Raw genomic sequence first — 11,049 nt, forward strand, 5'->3', positions numbered from 1 at the left:
GGTGGAAGGTCGCCGACGGGGCCGGATGCACGGCGCTGTCGAGATAGGTGAAGGAGTCGTACCAGTAGAGCGTGGCGGGGCGGTAGCCGAGCATCGTCACCACCCGCAGCGCGGCGGCCAGGAGCAGCAGCACGGCGATGAGGCGGTGGCCGGCGAGGGATCGCCGCGCGGGCGGCGCGACGCGGGTGTCGGTGAGCACGCGAGATCCGATCGTGGGGCATGACGGGGGTCCGCGCATGCCGGGGACGACGCATGGCGGTGGTGGGGCGCGCTCGGCCGCGCGCCCCGGGAGAAGTCCTCGGTACCGGGCCCGGGTCAGCAGCCGGGCTCCGGCGCCGGGCCGCTCAGGGGGCCGGGCTCGGCGCCGACCAGCAGGAGTGCCTGACCGTCGGCGCTCATGACGCCGTCGTGCACGTACCAGTCGCCGGGAGGAGTGAAGCCGGAGGGCTCGCCGTGGGCGGTGTACGACGCCGTCACGCCGCGCTCGCGCAGCATGGCCGTCACCTCGTCGACGGGCCTGCCGACGTAGTCCACGCAGTGCAGGGGCTCTCCGGGCGTGGCGATCCCGGGCGGCATCTGGTACTTCTCACCGGGCTCGGCCCGCCTGCCGAGCGTGATCCGGGCCTTCTTGTCGAAGTCGGCCGGCACCTTCACCCCGATGGGGCAGCCGGTGAACCTCTCGCAGGGCCCCGGGGCGTCGATGGCGGTGATCGGACCGTCGGCGGGTACCGTCCTGCCCGACCTCAGCAGGTCCATATCGTTGATCACGACAAGTTCTCCGGCCCGGCCGGCCGAGGTCGGCGCCAGCCGCAGCGTGATGTTCAGGCCCCTGGCCCTGAGTTCGCGCTCGTACGCCTCGGGCTCGGCCAGCAGGTCCTTCACCGTGATCACGTAGTGGTCGTCCACCAGTTCGATGTCGAGCGCGGCGGAGGCGGGCGTCTGGGCGACACCGAAGGACAGCAGGGCCGCCAGCGCGGTCAGTACCGGCACGGCCGCCCACCTGCGCGGCCGGGGAAAGGCGAGCCGGTCGCGGCGGCGGGGATCGAGGGCGGGGACGGGCTCGGGGACGGCGATCGAGGTGATCTCCTCCATCAGCTCCCTGGCGATCGGCGTCGTGCCGGGACCGGGATCGGGTGCGATACCGGCCACCAGGCGGTCGATCTCGTGCATCATGCAACCCCCTTCGTCATCGCGACGGCACGCAGGCCGATGCGTGCCATGTCGACACCGGCCGCGTCCAGGTGCCCGGCCAGCCGTTTGCGGGCCCGGTGCAACCGCAGCCGGGCGTTGGCCCGCGAGCAGCCCACGACGGTGGCGATCTCATCGGAGCTCAGCCCCTCCCAGCCGGCCAGTGAGAGGATCTCCCGGTCACCGGCGCTCAGCCGCGCGAACGCCTCCCGTACGCCCGCCATGCTCTCGCCGGCCTCGGTGTGTTCCGCCCACACGGCGAGCTGCCGGCCGAACCGCTCCATCAGCTCGCTGCGGCGCGACTCGGCGCGGCGGCCGTTGGCCAGCACCCGGCGGGCCACGCCGAACAGCCACAGGCGCGCGTCCCGTCCCTCGGGGATGTCGTCCAGGCGGCGCCAGGCGGTGGTGAACGTCTCGGCGAGAGCGTCGGCGGCGTCCTCGTGGGAGTCGGTACGTCGCCGGACATAAGCAAGGATGTCGGCATAGTTGGCAACGTAAATCACCTCGAAGCGCCGTTTGCGGTCATGGTGGGGCACGCTTTCTTCTCTCATCCGGCAGATCCGACACCCTTTACCTGTCCGGACCCGTCAGATGGTTTCACCCTGATTTCCGGCGAGATCCGGATGTCCCGCACGCCGGTCGGCCCCGTGCCGTGGGCGACGGCCGGGGTGGACGCCGCGGTTCCCGGCAGCGTGCCGCCGCCGCTCGCCGCGGCACCGGCGTCGCCGGCGCTCCAGGCGTTGCCCGGTGCCGTTCCGCTCGGCGTCCGCGTGCGTCGCCGGCGTGTGGGCCGTTGAACCCCGCGGCCACCGGGCCTGGTCTAGTCTCACCGTGGTGACGACCAAGAACTCCCACTGTTCCTTCTGCGGCGCGGCCTTCGCGCCCGGTCAGGCGTGGCCGCGTACCTGCTCCGGCTGCGGCAACACCGCCTACCTCAACCCGCTGCCGGTCGCGGTGATGGTGCTGCCGGTGGACGACGGCCTGCTGGTGATCCGGCGCGCCGTCGAACCGCACCGGGGCGCCCTGGCCCTGCCCGGCGGCTTCGTCGACATGGGCGAGTCCTGGCAGCGGGCGGCCGTGCGGGAGCTGCGCGAGGAGACCGGGATCGACGTCGACGTGGACGAGGTGCGGCTCCTCGACGTGCTCAGCGCCCCCGACGGCACCGTGCTGATCTTCGCCCAGGGGCCGAGGACCGACGCGGCCCGTCTCCCGGCGGTCACGGCCACGCCGGAGACCTCGGAGTGGCTGGTGATCGACGGGCCCCGGGAGCTGGCGTTCCCGCTGCACACGCGTGTCGTGGAGACGTACTTCGACCGGGCGCGGGCCGGTGGGAGCATGGGCGTATGAACGTGGTCGTGCTCTCCGACACCCACGCGCCCCGGAGGTGGAAGGCGTGCCCGCCCGCCGTGGCCGAGCACCTGCGGGGGGCGGACCTGATCCTGCACGCGGGGGACGTCTGCGTCGGCGGGGTGATCGACGAGCTGGCCGCCTACGCCCCGGTCCACGTGGTCAAGGGCAACAACGACGGGCCGGACGTGGTCGCCCCCGAGACCCTGGAGCTGGACCTCGGCGGGCTGCGGGTGGCGATGATCCACGACAGCGGGACGGCCCAGGGACGGCTCGCCCGGATGCGGCGCCGCTTCCCCTCGGCCGACCTGGTGGTGTTCGGGCACTCCCACATCCCGATGGACCAGGCCGCGGACGGCCTGCGGATCTTCAACCCGGGCTCGCCCACCGACCGCCGCCGCCAGCCGCATGGCACCCTGGGCACGCTGCGCGTCGAGGACGGCCGCCTCGTCGAGGCGAGGATCGTCCCGGTCACCTGACCCCCGCGCGCCCGCGCGGCGTCGCGGCCCGGCGGGCCCGGGACCTACAGCTCGACGTGGCCGGTGACGCAGGTGACCGTGCCGCCCGCGACCCAGATCGTCCCGTCGGGGTCGCGGGAGACGTGGGCGCGCCCGGCGCGCCCGAGCACGGTCCCCTGGCTCGCCACGTACGGCGCCTCGGCCCGGCCGGTGCGCAGCAGCCACTGCGCGAGCGAGGCGTTCAGGCTCCCGGTCACCGGGTCCTCGGCCGTGGCCCCGTCCTTGGGGAAGAACGCCCGGACCTCGAACGCCTCGGGGGATCCCGGCGGGTACGGGCCCACCACGCCCACGTCGAGGTCGACGATCCCGGGCCGCAGCGCGAGCACCTCCTCCGCGCTCGACAGCAGGACGGCCACCCAGCCGGGCCCGTTGTCGGCCCATTCGGCGTCCAGGATGTCGGCGCGGGCGATGCCGAGCGAGCGCGCGACGCGCTCGACCACCTCCTCCTCGACCGGTCCGGAGCGCAGCAGCCGGGGTGCGGCGAAGGCGGGGCCGTCCGCGGTCGGGCGGACCGGGACCAGGCCGAGCCCGCACTCCTGGACGACCACGCCGGACCTCGCCGGCACCCCGCCCGACGACAGCCAGGCGTGGCAGGTGCCCAGCGTCGGGTGCCCGGCGAAGGGCAGTTCCAGGCCCGGGGTGAAGATCCGCACCCGGTAGTCCGCGCCGGGCGTCTGCGGGGGCAGCACGAAGGTGGTCTCCGACAGGTTCGTCCAGCGCGCGAACCCGAGCATCTCCTCGGCGCTCAGCCCTTCCGCGTCGAGCACGACGGCGACGGGGTTGCCCCGGTAGGGGACGGTGGTGAAGACATCGACCTGCCGGAAGCGACGCTGCATGAGATCAAGTATGCCGGGACGGCCCGGTCGCGGGCGGCCCCGGGGTGCGGGCGCCGTACACGCTCAGGATGCTGTGGCGGAGCGCCGCCGACGCCTGCGCGCCGGTCATGCGGCCGGCGGCGACCTCGGCACCGGCCGCGTGACCGAGCGCGATGGTCGCGGAGACCAGCCAGGCCGGGTCGAGGCCGCCGTCGAACTCACCGGTGGCCTGGCCGCGTCCGATCAGCTTCCCGAGGCGATCGGCGACCGTGGCGTGCTGCCGGTCGGATTCCGCGGGGTCGGCGGCGGTCACCGAGGAGTGCAGGAGCAGCCGGTACCGGTCGAACATCCGCCAGGTGACGTCCAGCCAGCTCAGCAGCGTCTCCGTGGCGGTCCGGCCGTCCACGTCGGCGAGATCGAGGGCGGCGACGGTCTCTGCGGTGAGGTGGTCGACGACCGCGGCCACCAGCAGCGGCCGGGACGGGTAGTGGGCGTACACGGTCTGGCGGGTGACGCCGGCCGCGGCGGCGATCTCCTCCACCTTCGCGTCCGGCTGCCGGCCGAGCACCTGAACGGCGGCGGCGAGCACGGCGGCGGCACTGCGCTCACCGTCCGAACGCCGTCGCCGGCGTCGGCCACCCGTCATCTCTGACACGTTGTCCAATCTAGCATCCGGCGTTATCGTGGACACGATGTCAAAGATAAGTCGATCCAGGGAGACCACATGACGCCCCGCGCCGATCTGACCGGCTACCTGACCCGCTACCCGCGGGAGGCGGCGCTGAGCGACGAGGACCCGGCGACCGTGCTGGACCGCTACCACACGCCGGACTACGAGGTGGTCACCGACGGGGTACGGCTGGACCGGCAGCGATTGCTCGACCACATCCGCCCGGCCCGCAAGCAGGTCGCCGATGTCCGCGTCGAGGTGGAGCAGGCGCTGGTGGACGGCGACCAGGTCGCCGTCCGGTACCGGCTCGTCGCGCAGATGCGCAAGGGCAGGACCGTCACCAGCGAGATCTACATGTTCGGGGAGCTCTCCGCCGACGGCCGGTTGCGCCGCGCCGTCCAGGCCACCCGGACGATCCCCTCCGAATAGGCCCGGACGGCTCCGTTCACGGCTCGATCCCCCTGCGGAGCAGCCTCCACATCTGCTCGGCGGCCGGGGCCCGCTCGGCCGCCGGGATCCTGGCCAGCAGCCCGGCCAGCATGCCCACGGCCAGGACCAGGTCGTCGGCCGTCATGTCCGCGCGGACGTGACCGGCACGCCGGGCCTCGGGAAGCCCGCTCTCCAGCACCCCGGCCACGCGGTCCCGCACCTCGACGATCCGGGGGTCGGGCTCGGGCGGCACGCTGACCATGTTGATGAACGCGGTCGAGGCGATGGCCTGCTCGGTGAGCAGGTCCAGCACGTCGGCCAGGGTGGTGCCGGGCTCGGCGGCCAGCGCCTCCAGGTCCGCGACACTGTCCTCGAACACGGCCAGCGCCAGGCTGACGCGGTCGGGAAAGTGCCGGTAGAGGCTTCCCTGCCCTACCCCGGCCACGCGGGCGACCGCGCTGAGGGGTGCGTCGTACCCGGCGTCGGCGAAGACCACGCGGGCCGCCGCCATCAGCGCCGCCCGGTTCTCCGCCGCGGCGCTCGGTCCTCTGTTGGGTCGACGCACGGCAGGCATGGCGGCTATGGTAACGACCGGACAATGTTGTCCGGTTGTTCGGAGCCGCGGGTCCGGCGGGGTCACGGCACCGTCCCGTCCGGCACGGCCGCACCCCCGCGTCCCCCGCGCCCCCTTATCCCCGCGTCCCCGTACCGCTTCCCACCCGGCGCCCCCGCTCCCTCACCGATCGGAAGAGTGACCCCTTGACCCACCTCACCTTCGACGACCGTGTCGCCCTCGTCACGGGCGCGGGCTCCGGAATCGGCAGGGCGATGGCCGTCGCCTTCGCCGGGGCGGGCGCGCGCGTCGTGGTCTGCGACATCGACGCCGCGAGCGCCGGACGCACGGCCGACGACATCGGGGACGCGGCCGTCGCCGTGACCGCCGACGTCTCCGACGAGGCGTCGGTCACCGCGCTGGTCGAGGCCGCGATCGGCGCGTACGGCCGTCTCGACGTGCTGTGCAACAACGCCGGCGTCCTCGACAGCATGGCCCTGCCCGCGGACATCCCCGTCGCGATGTGGGAGCGGGTCCTGCGGGTCAACCTGACCGGCACCTTCCTGGTCACGCACGCCGTCCTGCCGCACATGCTGAGCCGGGGACGCGGCGCGATCGTCAACACCGCCTCCGAGGCGGGCGTGCGCGGCGGCGCGGCCGGGGCGGCCTACACCGCGTCCAAGCACGGCGTCGTCGGCCTGACCCGCAGCGTGGCCTGGGCGTACGCCAGGGAGGGCATCCGCTGCAACGCCATCCTGCCCGGCCCCACCATGACCGGCATCGCCACGAACGCGACGTTCGACCCGGCCGGCATCGCCCGGCTCGGCCCAGTGCTCGCCCTCGGCGAGCGGATGGCCGAGCCCGAGCGGATGGCCGACGCCGCCCTCTTCCTCGCCTCCGACGCCGCCTCGTTCGTCAACGGCGCGATCGTCCCGGTGGACGGCGGCTGGTCGGCCGCCTGACCCGGCACCCGGAACCACCTCGCACGGGAGGCGGGCGGCGCGACAGAAGAGCGTAAAACCAAAACGAGAGCACTGCTCTTGACATCACTGCTCAGGTTCGAGAGCATTGCTCTCGAACCCATAGGAGTGATCATGCGCAAGCTGTTCTACCGCGGCCCCTCGTCAGCGGTCCTGCACGCCGAGTACGCCGCCCGGGGCCGGATCGACACCGAGGCGCCCGTGACCTCGGCGTCCAGCGTCGTCGTCGACGCGACGCCCGCCCAGGTCTGGGAAGTGATCTCCGACCTTCGGAACTGGCCCCGGTGGGCCCCGGGGTACGAGGTGCTGCAGCTCGGCGAGACGGTGCCAGGGGCCACCTTCCGCTGGAGGCTCGGCGGGGTGAGGATCACCTCCAGGTTCGCCGTCGTCGCCCCCGGACGCGAGCTCACCTGGAGCGGCGTGGTCCTCGGCTACAAGGCCGTCGACCAGCAGCAGCTGGAGGCCCTGCCGGGCGGACGCACCCGGGTGACCATGCGGGAGAGCCTCGCGGGCCCGCTGGTCTCCCTGATCTTCGGTGCCGACAGGCTCCGCGCGGGCCACGAGCGCTACCTGGCCGCCCTGGAGACGGAACTGGCCGGACGGCCGGCGGCGCACCGGCACGTCCGCTGATCCGGGGGCTCACCCGTCCCGGCCGCCGAGCGGCGGGGACGACGGGGGCGACGGGGGCGACGGGGACGGCGAGGAGGAGTCGTGCACCTCGCACGCCCTGTTCAGCAGGGCCATCAGCCTGTCCTGCTCGCGGATCCTCGCCCGGTACCTCTCCGGAAGCCTCTTGATCTCCTCGATCTCGTGGAGCAGCGCGGCGAAGATCTCCTCACGCCGGGCGGGATCGTTCTCGACCTCCAGGTACTCCGTGGCATGGCGCCGCGCCGCCGAGACGGCGTTCTGCGCCCTGCCCTTGGGACTGAACAGCGAGACGAGCACGGTGACGACGAGGACGCCGATGATCACCCCCAGCGACAGGCCGGTGCCGATCTCCACCACCGGGACCGGCCGGCCGTCGTTGATGAACGGGACGTTGTTCTCGTGCAGGGCGTGCAGCATGAGCTTCACGCCGATGAAGCCCAGGATCACGGCGAGACCGTAGCTGAGGTAGATGAGGCGGTCCAGCAGCCCGTCGATGAGGAAGTACAGCTGGCGCAGGCCGAGCAGCGAGAACGCCGTGGCCGTGAACACCACGTACACGTTCTCCGTCAGCCCGAAGATGGCGGGGATGGAGTCCAGCGCGAACAGGATGTCGGTGCCGCCGATGGCGACCATGACGAGCAGCATGGGCGTCATGACGCGCCTGCCGTCCTGGACGGTGAACAGCCTGTCGCCGTCGTAGGTGTCGGAGGTGTGGAACACCTTCCTGGCCAGGCGGATCACGATGTTGTCGGCGGAGTGGCCGTCCTCACCCTCCGGCCTGAGCAGGTTGCCTGCGGTGATGAGCAGGATGAGGCCGAACAGGTAGAACACCCAGGCGAACGAGTTGATCAACGCGGCGCCCAGGAAGATGAAACCGGCCCGGGCGACCAGGGAGAAGACGATCCCGAAGAGCAGGACCTTCTGCTGGTCCGCGCGCGGCACCTTGAAGCTGGACATGATGACGAGGAAGACGAACAGGTTGTCGACCGACAGCGCCTTCTCCGTCACGTACCCGGCGAAGTACTCGATCCCCATCGCGGTCCCGCCGAAGACCCACACGCCGACGCCGAACAGGAGCGCGACACCGACGTAGGCGGCCGACCAGCGGGTGGCCTCGGACAGGGTGGGCACGTGCGCCTTGCGCACGTGGAAGACGAAGTCGAACAGCAGCAGACCGGCGATGCCGGCGATCGTGAACCACCAGACGACAGCGGGTACGTCCATCGGCGCGCTCCGGTTCCAGGGACGGTCGGGGCGGCGCGCGCCGCGACGGCCGGCCGGCCGGCCCCGCTCCGCGCTCCCCGTGCCCGGCGGGCCGGCCGATCAGGTCGGACCGCTCCCGGCCGGTCTGCGGGGTGTCATCCCCCCGCGCTCACGTCCCGACGCGAGGACGAACGTCGTCATATGGCAAAGGTCGGCTCCGGTCCGTCTGCTCGCCGGCGGTGAACACGAGGGGGCGGGCAGGGCCGGGGCGGTCGCCTCGGCGCCGGCGGCCGGGCGGTCCTCGCCGCCGGACCGCGGGACCGGAACCCACCGGGACGGGCCCGGGAGCCGCGAGACCAGGCGTGCCAGGCCGATCCGGGTCTCCGCCGCGCGAGAGAACCTCCTGTCAAGAGATCGGCGTCCGTGGGGGAAGGTCCCGACGTGGTGTCCGCCGGGGGTCACGGTGGTCGCCGAGCACGCGTTCGTGGAGCAACAGCGTGATGTGAGCGTTAACATCCTGCCTGCCGGTCGTGTCTCCTTCTCTGCCGGACGATTGTGGTGGTGGAGCGGAGCAAACACCAGGCGGGAAGCGGCTGTCAAGAGTACGAAACATGACCCGGCGAAGGCGACGAGAGCGCGCTCGCTCATCTGCCGTTCATGGACCGTCTCATCGGTGCGGACAGGACGATGTGATGAAAATTTCACAGGAAAGGCCGTTCCGCGGTGGTCCGGAGCCCCGGTTTTCAGGGAGCCGGGAGGCGTCGGCGCAGGTGCGCGACATGTATGCCATATAGCGGTACGAGAGCTTGCCAGATTAGCTTGACACATTTTGTAATAGTTTCCACACTGAGTCCCCGAGACGGCCCCCTGTCCACGTCGGTGGTGAGCGGCAGGGGCCGTCGGTCACGACGCCCGGTGGTGTGCGTTCCCCGATGACGGAACGCGGCGTCGATCCCGCGGGGCGTCTCCCCCGTGACCACCCGTTTCCGCGTTTCTGCGATGCAGTTATGGAGGCTCAGGCATGGGCACCAACGCCATACCCCCACCCCGGACCCGCCGGCCCCTCGGCGGTCTTCGCCGGGCTCTGATCACCGGTGCCCTCGGCACCCTCGTGCTCGGCACGCTCACGGCGGTGACCGGCCCGGTGGCGGCCGGCGCCGCTTCCGCGGGCACCGCCGGTACCGCCTCGGTCAGCGCCGCGGCGAGCACTCTCGGCGCCGCCGCGGCCCAGAGCGGCCGCTACTTCGGCGCCGCGATCACCGCGGGCAAGCTCGGCGACTCGGCGTACACGACCATCGCCAACCGTGAGTTCAACATGATCACGGCCGAGAACGAGATGAAGATCGACGCCACCGAGCCCAACCAGGGCCAGTTCAACTTCAGCGGCGGTGACCGCGTCTACAACTGGGCCGTGCAGAACGGCAAGCGGGTCCGCGGCCACACTCTGGCCTGGCACAACCAGCAGCCCAACTGGATGCGCTCGATGGAGGGCGCTCCCCTGCGCCAGGCGATGATCAATCACATCAACGGCGTGATGAACCACTACAAGGGCAAGATCTACGCCTGGGACGTGGTCAACGAGGCCTTCGCCGACAGCGGGGGCGGGCGTCGCGACTCCAACCTCCAGCGCACCGGCAACGACTGGATCGAGGTCGCCTTCCGCACCGCGCGCGCCGCCGACCCGGCCGCCAAGCTCTGCTACAACGACTACAACATCGACAACTGGACCTGGGCCAAGACCCAGGGCGTCTACAACATGGTCCGCGACTTCAAGGCCCGCGGCGTGCCCATCGACTGCGTCGGCCTGCAGTCGCACTTCAACAACAACAGCCCCTACAACAGCAACTACCGCACCACCATCTCCAGCTTCGCCGCCCTCGGCGTGGACGTGCAGATCACCGAACTGGACATCGTGGGCGGCTCGGCGACCACCTACGCCAACGTGGTCAACGACTGCCTGGCCGTGCCGCGCTGCACCGGCATCACCGTCTGGGGCGTACGCGACAGCGACTCCTGGCTGGGCTCCGGCACCACCCCGCTGCTGTTCGACGGCAACGGCAACAAGAAGGCCGCCTACACCTCCGTCCTGAACGCCCTCAACGCGGCGGGACCCGGCCCCACACCCGGCCCCACCCCGACGGTCACCCCCACGGGTGGCACCGGTACCGGGCAGATCAGGGGCGTGGCCTCCAACCGGTGCGTGGACGTGCCCGGCTCCAGCACCACCGACGGCACCCAGCTGAACCTGTGGGACTGCCACACCAACCCCAACCAGCAGTGGACCTACACCGCGGCCGGTGAGTTCAAGGTCTACGGCAACAAGTGCCTGGACGCCGGTGGTACCGCCAACAACGCCAAGGCGCAGATCTACGGCTGCCACGGCGGTGACAACCAGAAGTGGCGGCTGAACTCCGACGGCACCGTCGTCGGTGTCCAGTCCGGGCTGTGCCTGGACGCCGTGGGCGCCGGGACCGCCAACGGCACCCTGCTCCACCTCTACTCCTGCCACGGCGGCACCAACCAGAAGTGGACCTGGAGCGGCACCTCGGTGACCCCCGGCCCGACCCCGACGCCGACCGTGACGCCGACCGGCGGCAGGTGCGACCTTCCCTCGACGTACCGCTGGAGCTCCACCGGCGTGCTGGCCAACCCGAGGTCGGGCTGGGTCTCGCTCAAGGACTTCACCGTCGCCCCCTAC

At 71.8% G+C, this 11,049-nt stretch carries 12 protein-coding genes; 6 read left to right on the top strand and 6 right to left on the bottom strand.

Going from position 1 to position 11,049, the window contains the following annotated elements; all coding sequences use genetic code 11:
* Positions 1-315 precede the first annotated feature (315 nt).
* Both ACIBCT_RS33900 and ACIBCT_RS33905 read right to left on the bottom strand, forming a co-directional pair.
* Positions 316-1,173 (bottom strand): hypothetical protein, encoded by an 858-nt coding sequence (locus tag ACIBCT_RS33900; RefSeq protein ID WP_399195700.1) that lies wholly within the window; start codon positions 1,171-1,173, stop codon positions 316-318.
* Complete coding sequence (locus tag ACIBCT_RS33905; protein ID WP_399195702.1) at positions 1,170-1,724, bottom strand: RNA polymerase sigma factor; 555 nt, start codon at positions 1,722-1,724, stop codon at positions 1,170-1,172. Before ACIBCT_RS33905 ends, ACIBCT_RS33900 begins: the two co-directional genes overlap by 4 nt.
* A gap of 298 nt (positions 1,725-2,022) precedes the next feature.
* Here ACIBCT_RS33905 and ACIBCT_RS33910 point away from each other — a divergent pair, with 298 nt between their 5' ends.
* Positions 2,023-2,535 (top strand): NUDIX domain-containing protein, encoded by a 513-nt coding sequence (locus ACIBCT_RS33910; protein WP_399195704.1) that lies wholly within the window; start codon positions 2,023-2,025, stop codon positions 2,533-2,535.
* On the top strand, positions 2,532-3,014 hold the full coding sequence (locus tag ACIBCT_RS33915; protein ID WP_399195706.1) for a metallophosphoesterase family protein: 483 nt from the start codon (positions 2,532-2,534) through the stop codon (positions 3,012-3,014). The genes ACIBCT_RS33910 and ACIBCT_RS33915 overlap by 4 nt, the downstream gene beginning before the upstream one ends.
* A gap of 44 nt (positions 3,015-3,058) precedes the next feature.
* Here ACIBCT_RS33915 and ACIBCT_RS33920 read toward each other — a convergent pair whose 3' ends face one another.
* Both ACIBCT_RS33920 and ACIBCT_RS33925 read right to left on the bottom strand, forming a co-directional pair.
* Positions 3,059-3,889, bottom strand: coding sequence for a PhzF family phenazine biosynthesis protein (locus ACIBCT_RS33920; protein ID WP_399195708.1), 831 nt, complete (start codon positions 3,887-3,889; stop codon positions 3,059-3,061).
* Between the two features lie 4 nt (positions 3,890-3,893).
* The gene (locus ACIBCT_RS33925) at positions 3,894-4,514 is read right to left on the bottom strand and encodes a TetR/AcrR family transcriptional regulator (protein WP_399195725.1); all 621 of its coding nucleotides are present in this window, start codon (positions 4,512-4,514) and stop codon (positions 3,894-3,896) included.
* A gap of 78 nt (positions 4,515-4,592) precedes the next feature.
* Between ACIBCT_RS33925 and ACIBCT_RS33930 the strand changes: the two genes are divergently transcribed.
* Positions 4,593-4,967 carry a nuclear transport factor 2 family protein gene (locus ACIBCT_RS33930; RefSeq protein WP_399195710.1) on the top strand — a complete coding sequence of 125 codons (375 nt, stop codon included), beginning with the start codon at positions 4,593-4,595 and terminating at the stop codon, positions 4,965-4,967.
* Between the two features lie 16 nt (positions 4,968-4,983).
* Here ACIBCT_RS33930 and ACIBCT_RS33935 read toward each other — a convergent pair whose 3' ends face one another.
* Positions 4,984-5,541, bottom strand: a complete 558-nt coding sequence (locus ACIBCT_RS33935) for a TetR family transcriptional regulator (protein WP_399195712.1) — start codon at positions 5,539-5,541, stop codon at positions 4,984-4,986.
* 185 nt (positions 5,542-5,726) lie between these two features.
* Between ACIBCT_RS33935 and ACIBCT_RS33940 the strand changes: the two genes are divergently transcribed.
* Together ACIBCT_RS33940 and ACIBCT_RS33945 are read left to right on the top strand one after the other, a co-directional pair.
* A complete protein-coding gene (locus tag ACIBCT_RS33940; protein ID WP_399195714.1) occupies positions 5,727-6,482 on the top strand; it encodes an SDR family NAD(P)-dependent oxidoreductase in 756 nt (251 codons plus the stop codon).
* Positions 6,483-6,614: 132 nt separating this feature from the next.
* Positions 6,615-7,130, top strand: a complete 516-nt coding sequence (locus tag ACIBCT_RS33945) for an SRPBCC family protein (protein WP_399195716.1) — start codon at positions 6,615-6,617, stop codon at positions 7,128-7,130.
* A 9-nt stretch (positions 7,131-7,139) separates the two neighbouring features.
* Here the strand turns inward: ACIBCT_RS33945 and ACIBCT_RS33950 are convergent, their stop codons facing one another.
* Positions 7,140-8,372, bottom strand: a complete 1,233-nt coding sequence (locus ACIBCT_RS33950) for a TerC family protein (protein ID WP_399195718.1) — start codon at positions 8,370-8,372, stop codon at positions 7,140-7,142.
* A gap of 1,000 nt (positions 8,373-9,372) precedes the next feature.
* On the opposite strand from ACIBCT_RS33950, the gene ACIBCT_RS33955 reads away from it, so the two are divergent.
* Positions 9,373-11,049 (top strand): non-reducing end alpha-L-arabinofuranosidase family hydrolase (locus tag ACIBCT_RS33955; protein WP_399195720.1); only part of this gene is annotated, 1,677 nt, incomplete at its 3' end.

The sequence above is a fragment of the Streptosporangium sp. NPDC050855 genome (genome assembly GCF_044456585.1).
Classification (GTDB): Bacteria; Actinomycetota; Actinomycetes; order Streptosporangiales; family Streptosporangiaceae; genus Streptosporangium; species Streptosporangium longisporum.

Excerpts from the sequence above, each read along its gene's own strand:
- ACIBCT_RS33915 (WP_399195706.1), top strand. The coding sequence starts at position 2,532 with ATGAACGTGGTCGTGCTCTCCGACACCCACGCGCCCCGGAGGTGGAAG.
- ACIBCT_RS33920 (WP_399195708.1), bottom strand. The coding sequence starts at position 3,889 with ATGCAGCGTCGCTTCCGGCAGGTCGATGTCTTCACCACCGTCCCCTAC.
- ACIBCT_RS33930 (WP_399195710.1), top strand. The coding sequence starts at position 4,593 with ATGACGCCCCGCGCCGATCTGACCGGCTACCTGACCCGCTACCCGCGG.
- ACIBCT_RS33925 (WP_399195725.1), bottom strand. The coding sequence starts at position 4,514 with ATGACGGGTGGCCGACGCCGGCGACGGCGTTCGGACGGTGAGCGCAGT.
- ACIBCT_RS33950 (WP_399195718.1), bottom strand. The coding sequence starts at position 8,372 with ATGGACGTACCCGCTGTCGTCTGGTGGTTCACGATCGCCGGCATCGCC.
- ACIBCT_RS33945 (WP_399195716.1), top strand. The coding sequence starts at position 6,615 with ATGCGCAAGCTGTTCTACCGCGGCCCCTCGTCAGCGGTCCTGCACGCC.
- ACIBCT_RS33900 (WP_399195700.1), bottom strand. The coding sequence starts at position 1,173 with ATGATGCACGAGATCGACCGCCTGGTGGCCGGTATCGCACCCGATCCC.
- ACIBCT_RS33935 (WP_399195712.1), bottom strand. The coding sequence starts at position 5,541 with ATGCCTGCCGTGCGTCGACCCAACAGAGGACCGAGCGCCGCGGCGGAG.